This window comes from Natronorubrum sp. A-ect3, assembly GCF_041821125.1.
Taxonomy (GTDB): domain Archaea; phylum Halobacteriota; class Halobacteria; order Halobacteriales; family Natrialbaceae; genus Natronorubrum; species Natronorubrum bangense.
Genome location: NZ_JBGUBB010000009.1, coordinates 42149 through 55977, shown reverse-complemented (window position 1 = coordinate 55977; position 13829 = coordinate 42149). Strand labels below are relative to the sequence as shown.

Annotated in this window: 13 protein-coding genes; 2 read left to right on the top strand and 11 right to left on the bottom strand. The window is 59.6% G+C overall.

What is annotated here, in order from left to right; all coding sequences use genetic code 11:
• Positions 1-18: 18 nt before the first annotated feature.
• From ACERJA_RS17990 to ACERJA_RS17950, 9 genes are all read right to left on the bottom strand, one after another.
• The gene (locus tag ACERJA_RS17990; protein ID WP_373609605.1) at positions 19-438 is read right to left on the bottom strand and encodes a hypothetical protein; all 420 of its coding nucleotides are present in this window, start codon (positions 436-438) and stop codon (positions 19-21) included.
• A gap of 83 nt (positions 439-521) precedes the next feature.
• Positions 522-1007, bottom strand: coding sequence for a hypothetical protein (locus tag ACERJA_RS17985; RefSeq protein ID WP_373609604.1), 486 nt, complete (start codon positions 1005-1007; stop codon positions 522-524).
• A gap of 108 nt (positions 1008-1115) precedes the next feature.
• Positions 1116-1634, bottom strand: coding sequence for a hypothetical protein (locus ACERJA_RS17980; RefSeq protein ID WP_373609603.1), 519 nt, complete (start codon positions 1632-1634; stop codon positions 1116-1118).
• Positions 1631-1861, bottom strand: a complete 231-nt coding sequence (locus tag ACERJA_RS17975) for a hypothetical protein (protein WP_373609602.1) — start codon at positions 1859-1861, stop codon at positions 1631-1633. The genes ACERJA_RS17980 and ACERJA_RS17975 overlap by 4 nt, the downstream gene beginning before the upstream one ends.
• Positions 1862-2227: 366 nt before the next feature.
• Positions 2228-2632 carry a hypothetical protein gene (locus ACERJA_RS17970; protein WP_373609601.1) on the bottom strand — a complete coding sequence of 135 codons (405 nt, stop codon included), beginning with the start codon at positions 2630-2632 and terminating at the stop codon, positions 2228-2230.
• A gap of 303 nt (positions 2633-2935) precedes the next feature.
• On the bottom strand, positions 2936-3376 hold the full coding sequence (locus ACERJA_RS17965; protein WP_373609600.1) for a hypothetical protein: 441 nt from the start codon (positions 3374-3376) through the stop codon (positions 2936-2938).
• Between the two features lie 315 nt (positions 3377-3691).
• A complete protein-coding gene (locus ACERJA_RS17960; RefSeq protein WP_373609599.1) occupies positions 3692-8296 on the bottom strand; it encodes a VWA domain-containing protein in 4605 nt (1534 codons plus the stop codon).
• Between the two features lie 227 nt (positions 8297-8523).
• Complete coding sequence (uvrB, locus tag ACERJA_RS17955; RefSeq protein WP_373609598.1) at positions 8524-10578, bottom strand: excinuclease ABC subunit UvrB; 2055 nt, start codon at positions 10576-10578, stop codon at positions 8524-8526.
• 113 nt (positions 10579-10691) lie between these two features.
• The gene (locus ACERJA_RS17950; RefSeq protein WP_373609652.1) at positions 10692-11414 is read right to left on the bottom strand and encodes a DUF4397 domain-containing protein; all 723 of its coding nucleotides are present in this window, start codon (positions 11412-11414) and stop codon (positions 10692-10694) included.
• 411 nt (positions 11415-11825) lie between these two features.
• On the opposite strand from ACERJA_RS17950, the gene ACERJA_RS17945 reads away from it, so the two are divergent.
• Complete coding sequence (locus ACERJA_RS17945) at positions 11826-12095, top strand: hypothetical protein (RefSeq protein ID WP_373609597.1); 270 nt, start codon at positions 11826-11828, stop codon at positions 12093-12095.
• Positions 12096-12116: 21 nt separating this feature from the next.
• Here ACERJA_RS17945 and ACERJA_RS17940 read toward each other — a convergent pair whose 3' ends face one another.
• Positions 12117-13247, bottom strand: coding sequence for an ORC1-type DNA replication protein (locus tag ACERJA_RS17940; protein ID WP_373609596.1), 1131 nt, complete (start codon positions 13245-13247; stop codon positions 12117-12119).
• Between the two features lie 37 nt (positions 13248-13284).
• On the opposite strand from ACERJA_RS17940, the gene ACERJA_RS17935 reads away from it, so the two are divergent.
• Positions 13285-13416, top strand: a complete 132-nt coding sequence (locus ACERJA_RS17935) for a hypothetical protein (RefSeq protein WP_373609595.1) — start codon at positions 13285-13287, stop codon at positions 13414-13416.
• Between the two features lie 156 nt (positions 13417-13572).
• On the opposite strand, the gene ACERJA_RS17930 is transcribed toward ACERJA_RS17935, so the two are convergent.
• Positions 13573-13740 (bottom strand): DUF1059 domain-containing protein, encoded by a 168-nt coding sequence (locus tag ACERJA_RS17930; RefSeq protein WP_373609594.1) that lies wholly within the window; start codon positions 13738-13740, stop codon positions 13573-13575.
• Between the last annotated feature and the right edge of the window lie 89 nt (positions 13741-13829).

Here is a 13829-nt window from a genome sequence, read left to right as displayed (position 1 = left end):
CGGCGGGTCGAGCAGCGCTCAGCCGCGGTTGACGACGCCGACGTTGAGCGCGTCGTTCGAACACGACAGCCGCGAGAGTCGTCCGGTGAACCACAGCGTCTCCCGGCCACCTGCCGGGACGGACAGTGTCCCACTCGAGGGCAGGGTAGCCGTCGACGAGACGTATCGCTGTTCGGAAACGCTGCCGGTGACGCTGACGTCGACCTGCCCGCCGGTGCCCGAACAGTCCTGGACCGTGATCGCACCGGTCGACCAGTCGTCCGGGGTTAGTTCGGCGTCGCTACACCCCCGTGTCTGGACCGTTCCATCGCCCTGTGCCGTGCCCGTCCCCGTTAGTGCCGTCAGTCCCGTTGCCGCCCCGACTGCGCCGAGTAACGCCCGTCGCGCTGGTGTCGTCTCGCTTTCCTCGTCTGCGGTCTCTTGTGTTCTCATTGACATCACACAACAAGAAGTAGTGGCTCGAGTCGCAAAATACCGTGTCCGGATTCGACGTACCAGTTTCGTACTCGAGAGAACGAAATTCAGTGACAGCGCCACCGGTGATTCTGCGGGGTGCTCTTGAGCGCCTTCCCGGCTTCCCCGGCCGGAACCGCCATCTCGACGACGAACCAGAAGAAGTAGCCCTGGTACCAGCCGTACCGGAAGTCGTCGTAGTACTGGTCACCGGGATCGTGGGTGTTGTTGAACTGCTGTTGGTCTTCGATCGCCGCGGGCAACGCCTCGATAATCTCGTCGAAGTTCTCGACGGCCTCGGGAACTGCCTTCGCCGCTTCGACGATCACGTGCGGATGGTCGTAGATCGCCAGGACGCCGCCGAGCGTCTCGCCGGCACCGGTCGTCATTCCCTCGAGTACGCCAAGTCCAGCCTCGACTTCCGCGGCGGTGTATCCGGCGGCACGTAACTCCTGGGATACCTGATGGAAGATTCCGCCGACCTCGATCGCTTCCGCTTCGGTCGTCCCCACCTCCTCGATGATCTCGTGGCGGTCATCAACTTGGACGGTCACCGAAGTCCCCTCGAAGAGGTCTGCAAACGTCGAGAGCGTCCCCGTCTCGAGCTATCGGGCTAGTCTGATGAATAGAAAAGAAAGCGCGACTAGCTGTGATTCGAGATCCTATCGTTCGGTCGATTCTATTTCTCGAACCTGGCTTCGTATTTGAGCGATGACCTCGTGCTCGTCAAGTTCTGGATTTAGATCAATAATTTCCTCAATGAAGTCGTGAGCGTGCGTTACAACTGCATCTCGCCACGCGCTCCGTTGAACGAGTTGGACTCGGTCGACGTCGAGTCGTTCATTTGGATCCTTTGCCCCGCTGTATGTATGGCATGCAGCGAGTTCAACCGTTGTTTCGTCAATCGGATCGACTGTCAGCCACGAGGGTCCATTTTCGAATTCGATTATTGTTCGCTCGGTAGATTGAGCGGCAACTACTGATTCCAAGAGCGAGATTACTATTCCACAGGCGAATCCGGTGACACGACTATATGTTTCGCCATAGAGATCAGTCCCATCGATCGAAATCGATGTTTGGATCCAACTATCTGGTTCAGCGTCGTCAATTATTCGTTGTCGATAGCGCTGGTCGTAATGGAACTTGATCGTCACAGTTGCTCCATCGTTTGCAGGGGTCATGTGTTTTCAACGAATCCTCCTTGTCCGTCGTTCAGATCTGGGACCCACCGCATAACAGCATCTCCGCTCATTGGATATGCAGTTTCAACTGAACCATCTGGGTATGTGGATACCCTCATATTATCGATTCCACTGTTTGAGTATCCTTCGTCAAGCGGTTCGAAATAGTATCTGGTTTTTTGCCCCTGTGGTGTTGGTTCACCGTCTTTGATTGCATCATAGATCATATTGTGCACGTCGTTTCGCGAGACCGTGTTTGGCACTTTCTGTCCTCTGACTGTCTCCCCTGTCGGGAATATACCCGTCGCGTCTTCGCTATCTAAGGGTACAGCGAGAGTTCCACGGGTCAGATGACCCGTGGGTGAATCGCGTACGCACCTCGTCACAGGCCACTGTTTTATTATATATTATCTCGTTGAATCAGGTAGGAACTCACCGTTAACAACCTCTCAAAATCCACGCACTGAAACATGGTAAGACGTGGTGAGACTGGTGGTGTCGAGCCCACGTAAAGGGGCTGACCTTCACGGATGCAAACGGCGTGTTCGGGTGTTACTGGTTCTACGCGAGCCATCAGGCGAGCGCGAAGGGGATTAAAGTTCGATGCCGCCTTCACCACCGTTTCTGGTGGTGTTGGCCAGAGACGAACGCCACGGGTCACCCGACCCGTGGTACTTTACTTGATACGTTCCTTCGATGTGTCGTGCTTCTATGTGGGTCCATCCCTCTTCCAAGTCACCCGCTTCGAGCCATCGAGCGACCAGATTCCCGTCTGCATCAGGACCTTTGACAATCAACTGTGTCTCAGATATATCGTCACCGTGCCGAGCGACGTGAACGAGATCATTCGCTTTGAGATTAGGATCGATATTACGAGACGCGCTCGGATTAGCGTGCCAGTCAACTATCCGATTCGTCGTTGCGACGTCCGTCTCCTCGAATTCCGTGACGGCTGACTGTGAAAGCGACACACGGCTGACGCCGCTGTCATCTTCCACACGGATGTCGAGTTGCGTAAAACGCGATTAGATCGATCGCTGGACCCATGACTACTAATCACACTCGTTCCTCATCTATACTTTGTTTTACTTTCATATCATCGACGAGAAGGGTGCCGTAGCAGGAGTACCTGCACAGGGAAAACAGACTGACTCTCACAACGTCATATATTTTTCATATACTGTTGTACCAGTTTACTCGTCGATTTTATACCCGCATTGGTAGTGTTACGACGGGATTAGCTTGCGTCCCTCCGAGAACCCCGGTTCTCGAGAATGGCGCTACGAAGAACCGAAATGCGCTCACTGGCCGTCCGCCGCTGTCAGGTCTTGGAGGAGCGGTAGACCGATGTGATCAGCGACCGCGCGACAATCCGCGTCCCAATCGAAGGGCCTGTCGTGACAGACAAGCACAATCGCCCCATCGTCGAGTTCCCTCGTCCGGTACGCAGGTGCCGAACGGAGTGTCTCGCGACCGTAGGTTTCGACCATCGGTGGCGTGAAAACCGTGAGCCAACTCAGACAGGCGTATTCGTCGCGGGCCAACGAGCGAGCGGTGAAGGGAGGTTGTTCGGCTTCGCTTCTGTAGAAGCGCTGTTTCGGTGTCGAAGCGTAGACAGCCAGCGGCGTGTCGTCGGTAGCGTGATACCCGAGTCTCACGATATCGATCAACTCCTCAAGCGCCGCTTCGTCTGCTGGATCGGTTACGTCGTCGTCGCTATCGTAGAGATAGTCAGGATCCACTGGGAATCTGAGGAGGGGAGCATACCAGAGATCCAATGCATCGGTTTCTCCGTCCCATCTATAATTATATAGATAGGACATGTTCGTTATCCCGGGTACATCATCCGTGTAGAAAAGGATGGAGCCAGAATCAGATTTGAACGACATCTCGGTCGTTTTTGTGAATCGCTCGTCCCGGTCGAACGCGTTCAGTTGTTGTGTAACTAGTTCGTCCTGTTTACCGTCCTGATACACGAACTGAAAATAAATTACGTCTTCCGACCGTAGATCTTTGATTCTCTGTCCCATGGATCTCGAATTGACGTTACCGATGTGTTAGTAGCCTACCTGTAATCCACTTTCGACCTGAGCGTTTGGAGCCATCACGGAGGGACTAGGTGTGGGCTCGCCGAGTGAATCGAGAGTGCTTTTGGTTACACCATCTGTTTCTTCAATAAGTTTCCCAACCTTATTCGGTCCTCCGGTACGAGCATCGGTGAATGCTCCACTCGGAGCGACGATCTCCATTTCAGCTGACGGGTTAATATTGCCCTCCAGTTGCTGAGCCTTGTATCGAATTATCTTTTCCTGAATGTCAGGGTATTCGACAGCACCGACACTCGATTTTGCCTCGATATATTTCCCGTTAGTCTTTACGACGTCAAGTTCTGGACCGCCGCCGAGTGAATCATCGATTTTTCTGAGCTGGGCCTCTCTACTGGTCCTGTCTCTGAAGTTGACCTCATCGATGAGCTGATTGAATTGCTCATCGTTCAATTGTGTCGGGCTAATACCGTCGTATTCGCTACCAATGGCCCGTACGTTCTGAGGATTATCCACGTGTTCGTTTGCGACGCGGAATTCGTAGAGTGCGCCCCGGACGTTATTCTGTTCAGACGGGGGCGCGATATCGCTTGCGATCGTCCGTTCAACGCCGTCAACATTTCCGTGGAGGTCGTCTAAGTTTCGGCTAAATGACTCTATTTGCTGACTGTTCAAATTTCCGTTACTATACTGCCTAGCGATCGACTCACGCATCCCTGCACCGCGAGCGCCATCGTAGTCTGTGAGCCGTCTGAGCGTGTCAGCGTCGATCTCGTCAACGAATTTGATCCCCGCACCAGACGCATCAGCAACGATGTTCCGTGTTCGCTGCTGGTTGACACCACTCAGTTCAGTCTCTATCTTTTGTACTGTTCGATCGATCTGACTGTAGGAGCTGATCGTGTCTCCATCAGCAGCTTTATGAACTCCTTCACGGAACGTCGGAGGAGTACCACCGTCGGTAAGTGTATCGACCGTTTGATCATCGAGCTGCCTTGCAGTATGGGCATTGTCGACCTGTTTCCCAGTCGATCGGCTCGGTCCAAGCAGTCGGTTTGCGGCTTCCTCCGTCAGCGAGAAGGTACCAACGGCAGCTCGAGAGAGCTGCTGACGACTGTACCGGACCGGCGCTGTCGCGGTTTGACCACCCTGCTTCGCTATCTGGGCGGCCCGCTGAACCTGCGGTGTACTGATCCGGTCGACCGTCGACTGCACCGTGTCGGTACTCTTGAGCGCCTTCCCAGCCTCACCGGCCGGAACCGCCAGTTCGACGACGAACCAGAAGAAGTAGCCCTGGTACCAGCCGTACCGGAAGTCGTCGTAGTACTGATCGCCTTTCTCGTGGGGATTGTTGAACTGCTGTTGGTCTTCGATTGCCGCGGGCAGCGCTTCGATAATCTCGTCGAAGTTCTCGACGGCCTCGGGAATCGCCCTCGCTGCCTCCACGATCACGTGTGGATCATCGTAGATCGCCAGAATTCCACCGAGTGTCTCCCCCGCACCGGTCGTCATTCCCTCGAGGAAGCCGAGCGCTTCCTCGACCTCGGCACTGGTGTACCCGGCAGCGCGAAGTTCCTGGGAGACCTGATGGAAGATGCCGCCGACCTCGATCGCTTCCGCTTCGGTCGTCCCAACCTCCTCGATGATCTCGTGACGGTCGTCGACCTGAACGGTTACGGCAGTCCCCTCGAAGAGATCGGCGAACGTCGAGAGCGTTCCCGTCTCGAACTCGAGGGTGCCGCCGTCGTGCGTCCCCGAAAGGGCAGTCGTATTTTTGACCGAGCCGTCCTGGACGATCCGCGCCTCACCGAGTCCGGCCGGATCCTCCGCGAGGAACTGCGCCTCGTACGTGCCGGTCGTGTCGAGTTCGGCGTCGACGTCGACGCCGTCCCACCCGATCGAGACGGACGCATCGGCGGACGGATCGTCGAAGTGTGCGTCGGTGACGGTCACGTCCGGCGAACTGATGTCGAACAGCGTCGGATCCTCGGCGTCGGCGTCCGGAACGCCATCGCCGGTCGTGTCGGTCGATTCCGGATCCGTTCCCAGCTCCTCGACTTCCTCGCGGTCCGACAATCCGTCGCCGCTGGTGTCGTTGAGGAGCGGATTCGCGTAGACGCGTTTCGTCTCGAAGAGTTCGTCCACGTCACCGAGATCGTCGAGATCCTCGAGTTCGCCGAGCACCTCGAGCGAATCCTCGCGTGAGTCCGTGTAGGCAATCTCCCAGCCGTCCTCGAGTTGCTCGGCATCGGTCAACCCGTCACCGGTCGTGTCCACCATCGCGGGATGGTGTGCCGCGTAAGTGACCTGTGCGGTGAGTTTCGTCTCGTTGTCCTCCTCGTGGACGCGATAGTTGATGTCGACCGTTTCGTTGTCCTGAATGCCGTCGTCGTTGGTGTCTAGCGCGGTCGGATCGAGGTCCAGCGGTTCGCCCGCGACACCCGGCGGCCCGGTCGGCATCGCCAGGTCCATCTCGGCGACGAGATCCGGAATGCCGTCGCCGTTGGTATCTTCCAGGTTGACGCCGGTCTGATTCTCCGCGACACGCTCGAAGGTATCGGGGAGATCCTCGGAGTTTTCGACGTGATAGAATTCACCGTTCGCTTCGCCGGCGATCGCGCGGAGCTCGTTCTCGTCGATACCGCTACCAAGCCCGATCGTACTGATGTCGATATCCTTCTCGGCAGCCTCGTTCGCGATACCGACCGGATCGGGACCGCGGTTGGTCCCCCCATCGGCCAGCAGGATAATCGTCTGCGAGCCGTTCTCCCAGCCGTTGGCCTCGAGTTCGTCGATCCCGTCCTGTAGCCCAGCACCGGTGTTGGTCGCACCGCCAACGGAGAGCGACTCGATGCTGCTGTTCAGTTCATCGTGATCGGTGGTCAGTCCCTCGATCAGCCTGGACGAGGACTCGAACTCCACGAGTGCGCCGCGTTCGTCGTCCTCGAACGCGCCGACGAACCGCTGGGCGGCCTCCCGGGCGTAGTGGATTCGGTCGCCCCTCATCGAGCCGCTGACGTCGATCACGAACGTGAAGTCCGCCTTCTCGAGCGAGCCACCGTCGCCGACGTCACCGTCGGTTTCGTTTCCGTCGAGCGTGATCGTATCGCTCGTCTCGTCCTCCCAGTCGTCGATCCAGAACACCGAGAAGAACGAGAAACCATCGACGTCGGCGGTCGCGACGCCCTCGTCGGCGTCGACCTCGGTCTCGACCGGGGTCCACGGCTCGTCGCCGTGGGGATCCCACGTCACGACCGAGAGGTTGCCCTCGCGCTCGAGAGCATCCTCCTCGAGCGGGATCTCGACGGTTGCCTCGTCGAACTCCTGCTGGCTCTCGATGCGAACCATCGGACCCGCACGATAGGGATCGTCGTCCGCGGGCGTCTCGTCGCGCACCGAAATATCGCTCTCGTGGAGTCCGTCGCCGCCGACATCGACGGCAACGCCCGACGAGTCGTTCGAGACTGCGACCTCCTGATATTCGTCGAGGGACGGCCGGTCCAGAATGACGTTGTCGAGGTCGACGCGAAGTTCCTGGGTCGCCTCGGCCGTCCGCTCGTCGTCGTGTTCAGCCGTCGCCGTCACCGTGACGGTCACGTTCTCGGGCTCAGGCCCGAGGTCGACGAACGTCGTCCCGCTCGCGGTCGACGTCGCCGATTCGCCGGCGATCAGCGAGAGGTCGTCGGCGGTGCCGTTCCCGTCGACCGTTACGTCGGCCTCGTCGTAGGCGTACGGGCGGACGTCGTCGAGGATCGCCTGAACCGGGACGACGACCGAATCGTTTCGCTCGAAGGCTCGATTCTGCGAGAGCGACAGCGCTGGCTCGGTGTTCTTCTCGACTTTGTCGAGCGCTCGCTCGCCGTGTTTCCACACGTTCTCGAGGTGCGTTGCCGCGTTCGCGCGATCCGCCGGCCCGGCGTCCGTTCCCCCAGTGTCGTCGGCTCGCTCGAGCGCGTCGATCGCGTTGCCGAGCGCGCTCTCGGCCGATTGTCGTTGGCCGGGATTCCGTAACTCCTCGTCGTTCGCGGCGACAACGGACTTGGCGTCGACGACGGTGAGTCGCGCGCTCCGATCGCTCGCCGCGTACAGGTCGCGACCGATCTCGTCGACGATCGCTTCGTCGTCTTCGTCGACGGCTTCGGCCAGTTCCGCGAGCGCTCGCTGCGCGTCGGCGTACCGCTCGAAGGCCTCGCGAGAATCAGCGTATTCGAGGTGTCGATACGCCTGCAGCGAGGCGTTGACTGCCGCGACGGTTTCGTCCGCGGCCGTCATCGCGGATTCGTCAGCTTCGTTGGTTTCGTTCTCGCCGGGCTCGAGATCGAGCTCTCCGAGTCGTTCGGTCGCGTTCACCGCCGTCTCGATCGACGTGTTCGCCTCGAGTTCCGGGACGGTTACGTTCGCGTCGCCGCGGTCGTGGCCGGGCGGTCCGCCGCCGTTCTGTCCTGGTGGGCCGTCGCCGTGGCCAGGTGGTCCATCTCCCTGGATCGTGACGCCGGTCGATCGCTCGTTCACCGTGCCAGCACTCGGCCCGGCTGCGAGTGCGGGCATGGCGATCATCGAGGTCGCCATGAGCACGGCGAAGAATATTGCAACGAACGTTCTTCTACTGTCACTCATATCACATAAATTAACGCAGTATATTTTAATTTCTTTGATTTACATATAGAATATAAATACATACGGAAATGAACACGACCTCGTTCGGAGTCGGATTTACGACCTCATGGCTGCTTATTATCAACGCATGTTCATCCCGTACGAAGCGGGCATCTGGCCACGAAATCGCCAAAATACGCCAATAGTAGACTACAGCGAACGACGTGAGCCGAAAAGAAGTGTCGGACCTAGAACTCCTCGGCCGGCGGCGCGATCCCCTCGTCGTCGCCCTCGAGGTCGAACTCCTCGCGCACTTCCCGGATGCGATCCCGGATGTCCGCCGCCAACTCGAACTCGAGGTTGCTCGCTGCCTCCTGCATCTGTGTCTCGAGGTCGGCGATGTAGCGGGCAGCCTCGTCGTCGTCCGCGATGTCCTTCCCGGAGACGCTCGAGGTGTCGGTCTTGCTCCCTGGGAGGTTGGTTTCGCCCACCGCTTTCTCGATCGTCGTCGGCTCGAGGTCGTGTTCCTCGTTGTACGCCTGTTGAATCTCGCGACGTCGCTGGGTTTCTTCGATCGCCGACTCCATCGCGTTCGAGGGCTCGTCGGCGTAGAGGACGACTTCGCCGTTGACGTTTCGGGCCGCCCGGCCCATCGTCTGGACGAGCGTGGTTTCACTACGCAGGAACCCTTCCTGGTCGGCGTCGAGAATCGCGACGAGCGAGACTTCGGGAATGTCCAGTCCCTCCCGCAACAGGTTGATGCCGACGAGGACGTCGATCTCGCCCAGGCGAAGCGAGCGGATGATCTCGTGGCGCTCTAAGGTGTCCGTCTCGTCGTGCATGTACGCGACGTCGACGCCGGCTTCCTCGAGGTACTCGGTCAGATCCTCAGCCATCCGCTTGGTCAGCGTCGTCACGAGCGTCCGTTCGTCGCGGTCGATGCGCTTGTCGATGCGATCCATGAGGTCGTCGACCTGTCCGGTGGCATCTGCGACCTCGATCTGGGGGTCGACGAGGTGGGTCGGACGAACGATCTGTTCGACGATCTGTCCCGACTGCTCTTGCTCGTAGTCGCTTGGGGTCGCACTGACGTACAGCGTTTGGTCGGTCTTCTCCTGGAACTCCTCGAACGTAAGCGGGCGATTGTCGTAGGCGGTGGGGAGTCGAAAGCCGTTCTCGACCAGCGAATCTTTGCGGGACTTGTCGCCGGCGTACTGGCCCCGAATCTGGGGCAGAGTCACGTGGGATTCGTCGACGACGGTGAGGAAATCGTCCGGGAAGTAATCCAGCAGCGTGTAGGGAGCCTCGCCCGACTCCCGATCCGAGAGATACAGCGAGTAGTTCTCGATGCCCGAACAGTAGCCCGTCTCGGCCATCATTTCGAGGTCGAACGTTGTCCGCTCGTCGATGCGCTGGGCAGCGATCATGTCGCCCTGGCGTTCGAAGTACGAAATCCGGGAGTCGAGGTCGTCGCGAATCTCGTCCATCGCGCGCTCGAGTTTCGCTTCGGGAATCGAGTAGTGCTCTGCGGGGTGGACCAGCACGGCCTGTTGCTCGCCCTGTGTTTTGCCCTCGAGCGGATCGACTTTCACCATCCGATCGATCTCGTCACCCCAGAGTTCGACGCGGATGGCATACCGGCCGTACATCGGATAGATCTCAATGGTGTCACCACGCACGCGAAACGTCCCCTGCGTGAAGTCGACGTCGTTGCGCTCGTAGTTCAGATCGACCAGTTGGGCAAGGAGGCCGTCGCGGCCGACCTCCTCGCCGACCTCGAGTCGCAACGACATGTCGATGTAGTTGCGCGGGTCACCGAGGCCGTAGATCGCCGAGACGGAGGCGACGACGATGACGTCCTCACGAGTCAGCAGTGATCGGGTTGCAGAGTGTCGAAGCCGGTCGATTTCGTCGTTGATCGAGGCGTCCTTGTCGATGTAGGTGTCGGTTTGCTCGACGTAGGCCTCGGGCTGGTAGTAGTCGTAGTAGGAGACGAAGTACTCGACGGCGTTGTCGGGAAAGAGATTCCGGAACTCCTCGTACAGTTGGGCTGCCAGCGTCTTGTTGTGGGCGATGACGAGCGTCGGCTTCTGGATCTCCTCGATCGTCCACGAGACGGTGTTTGTCTTCCCCGAGCCGGTCACGCCGAGCAGGGTTTGTTTGTCCATGCCTGACCGGAAGCCGTCGGCGAGTTGCTCGATCGCCTCGGGCTGGTCACCGGCGGGATCGAATGGCGCATCGACCTCGAAAGGACGGTCGACGTCGGGACGGTCCGGCTGGAGGGGGCCTCGCGTGTCGCTCATTATCGGGTTCAGGTGGTCGAGCCACTTCACCCGCTCGCATGCGGCACACGAGACAGTCACAGCGAGGGATGGCGTTCACCGAGCCGACGGCCGACTGGATCGGTCGGCGCCGATTACTCGTCGTCGCCGAGCACACCGTCGACCGTAATCTCGACGGTGAACTCACGACCTTCCGCTTCCGCCGGCGGCTCGAGGTAGCCGATGGCGTTTGCGGTGTAGGCCGTGTCCAACTCGAGGTCGACGTCGAACGCGGCGACGGTCGTCTCCGGATCGCCCGCCGGCCGAACTGACAGGGTGTAGCTGCCGGCCGGAACGGCGACGTAGTCGGTCGACTCGCCGAATTCGACGTTCTCGAACAGCGGGGCGTCGTCGGCGTAGACGTCGACGGCTGGGGCATCCGGTGACGCGTGGAACAGCCGGACGAGCGCCGAGCCGGCGTCGACGAGCACCTCGGGTCGGAACGTGTCGGCGCCGAGTTCACCGATCGCCGCGACGGTGTAGAACGCGGAGCCGAACTCGACATCTCCCTCGAACGCGACGGTTTCGGGGTCGCCAGCCGCCGTGATCGTGACGGTGTACGTTCCCGGCTCGATCTCGAGATACGGCGAGACGTCACCGTACGCAACGTCCGAAAGCACCTGCGCTCCGTCGACGAAGACGTCTACGTTCGGTGCATCTGGCGAGAAGTGCGCGACGCGAACTGCCGCGTTCGGCACGGTCGGTTCGTCGGCAGGGTACTCTTTTTCGTCTTTCTTTGTCGGTCGCTTGTCGTCTTCGTACTCTCCGGCTGCAAAGACGGTTCCGCTTGCGGCAGCGAGCCCACCGGCAGCGCCCATCGATTTCAGGGCTGTGCGTCGTGATACTGGCATAGTGCAGCCAAGACGGAGGACGGAACCAGCAAAAACGGGGTAGTTAGTATCGATGGTTGTCGTGTCGTTTCCCGCGACCCCCGTTCGTGTAGGCTGTCTGTGCATACTGAAGGACGGCGCTACACCGACGACTCTCGTCGCTCGAGCGTCCAGCAACGGCGGTTTCGTCGCCATACTCGGCTGCGATCGTGTAGGCCCGCCCTATAGCAACAACTGAAACTGTTTGCACACCGATCGCACAGCTGTCGTGCGATCGGGTACGCACTGACGTTCAGTGGCTACTATAGTTGGCCGTTCGCCCTCCGTTCTCGTTGCCCGCATCGTCAGGTGGCTCCTGCCCGCCCAACTGTTATGGACCCGGTCGGTGTGGCTCTGGCTATGACGGATCAACTCGAGCAAGCCCGCGACGATCTCGAACAGGCAGCGAAAGCGGCGACCGACGACGACGTCCGTGACGACCTCCATGAGACGGCTGACGCGTTCGACGAGTACGTTACCAGCGAGCAAAACCCTGACCACGCGGTTTTTGACGCCCATCTCAACACGCTCCGTCAGGCCCGTGAACGAGCCAGTGGCGACACCAAAGCCCGCCTCGAGAACGCACTCGAAACGGCCGAGTCGTATCGAACGGATATTGAGCAGGCGTAACCGTCTCCGCAGATGACCGTCTCACTCGAGCCGATCTAACACCGCGTCTTTCTCGTAGGAGAGCGACAGCGACCGCGAGCGACCGCGGCCGTCGACCTCGGTGTAGTCGGCGTCGATCAGTCCCAGCTGGTCGAGTTTGTTGACGATTTCGGAGTAGCGGGTGTAGCCCAGCTCCGTCTGGTCGTGAAACGCCTCGTAGACGTCGCCGGCCTGCTCGCCGTCGTGGTTGGCGATCACCTCGAGCAGCGCCTCTTCGGTGTCGGTCAGTCCCGAGAGGCTGTGTGTGAGGTTGATGTACTTCGATGTCTCGTAGGCGTCTTCGACGTCTTGTAGCTCGACGGTACGGCTAGCTCGCATCTCGGCGTTGAGGCCGGCTCGACGCAGCAGGTCGATCCCGACCCGGAGATCACCGCTCTCGGCAGTGAGCTCGGCGACGTACTCGAGAACGTCACGGGAGATGACACCGTCGTGGAACCCGCGCGTGACCCGCTCGGTGAGAATGTCGACGATTTCGGGCTGGTCGTAGATCGGAAAGTAGACGTCTTCGGGCCGGAAGACGCTCTGGACCCGAGAGTCGAGTTCGTCGATGACGTCCAGTGCCGGATCCGAGGAGACGACGACGACGCCGATTTTGGCACCCGGATACTCCTCGTGGGCGCGCAACAGCGAGTAGAGGGTATCGCTGGCCTCGTTCTCGTAGAAGAGGTAGTTGACGTCGTCGAGTGCAACGACGAGCACGCGGTCTTCCTCGACGAGTTTCTCGGCGATCTGGCCGAACAGCTTCTTGAAGGAGATTCCCGACGACGGCGGCTCGTAATCGAACGTGCCCTCGAACAGGCGCGAGAACACCGAGTAACGGGTGGCGTTGACCTGACAGTTGACCCGGATGGTCCGGACCTCGCTGGTCTGGGCACCGACCTCGTCGAACAGCTTCTGGATGGCCGTCGTCTTGCCGGTTCCGGGCGGGCCACGGACCACGACGTTGAGCGGCCGCGATCCACGGACTGCTGGCCGAAGCGCGTACGTCAGGCTCTGGGTCTGGCCTTCGCGGTGCTTGAACGTCTCGGGAACGTAGTCGATCTCGAAGACGTGCTCGTTTTTGAACACGGATTCGTCCCACGACAACATCCCCTCCTCGGGGTCGTCCACCATCACTTTCACCCTGCTTCCGCAGCGTCTTAACGGTTCGGTGGCCAACCCCGAACTCTCCACATTCGAGCTTCGACTTTCCGCTCGAACAGTCCAGCGAGCGGTCGCCGGCGACGCCGACTCGCTTGCGACGGTCCTCGAGAACGAGACGTCGACTCACACTGCCAGATAAAACTACTCACGCACTGATCGCACGTGAGACGCGCTTGGGCGGTTACTGACGTTCATCTGGCAGTACCAGTCACGGAACATTCTGGCACACGGGACTGTAGTGATGTGAGGTCACGAGCACAGTCTGCACTGTCCGTCGACAACGATCCGAACGCGATCAGGCCAGCTCGATCCGTTCCATGCCACGTTCGAGGTCTGACTGATCGATCCGACCGCCGTGAGTCATCCGCACGTGTGCCCGAACTAATCGTTTCACTTCGTCGGAACTACTCGAGCGAACCATGAACTGACAGTTCCCACCCGAACACGAAAATTGGTAGGGCATACCACAGCATAACTGTGGGATGGAGATAGCTGTTCTACTTGCATACTGACACCCCCTTTCGCCCTCCACAGCCGTTGTTAACGCTGCCG

Bases quoted from the DNA above. Each gene is read 5' to 3' on its own strand.
- ACERJA_RS17990 (WP_373609605.1), bottom strand. From the start codon at position 438: ATGTCAATGAGAACACAAGAGACCGCAGACGAGGAAAGCGAGACGACA.
- ACERJA_RS17980 (WP_373609603.1), bottom strand. From the start codon at position 1,634: ATGACCCCTGCAAACGATGGAGCAACTGTGACGATCAAGTTCCATTAC.
- ACERJA_RS17975 (WP_373609602.1), bottom strand. From the start codon at position 1,861: ATGATCTATGATGCAATCAAAGACGGTGAACCAACACCACAGGGGCAA.
- ACERJA_RS17960 (WP_373609599.1), bottom strand. From the start codon at position 8,296: ATGAGTGACAGTAGAAGAACGTTCGTTGCAATATTCTTCGCCGTGCTC.
- uvrB (WP_373609598.1), bottom strand. From the start codon at position 10,578: ATGAGCGACACGCGAGGCCCCCTCCAGCCGGACCGTCCCGACGTCGAC.
- ACERJA_RS17950 (WP_373609652.1), bottom strand. From the start codon at position 11,414: ATGGGCGCTGCCGGTGGGCTCGCTGCCGCAAGCGGAACCGTCTTTGCA.
- ACERJA_RS17945 (WP_373609597.1), top strand. From the start codon at position 11,826: ATGACGGATCAACTCGAGCAAGCCCGCGACGATCTCGAACAGGCAGCG.
- ACERJA_RS17940 (WP_373609596.1), bottom strand. From the start codon at position 13,247: ATGGTGGACGACCCCGAGGAGGGGATGTTGTCGTGGGACGAATCCGTG.
- ACERJA_RS17930 (WP_373609594.1), bottom strand. From the start codon at position 13,740: ATGCCCTACCAATTTTCGTGTTCGGGTGGGAACTGTCAGTTCATGGTT.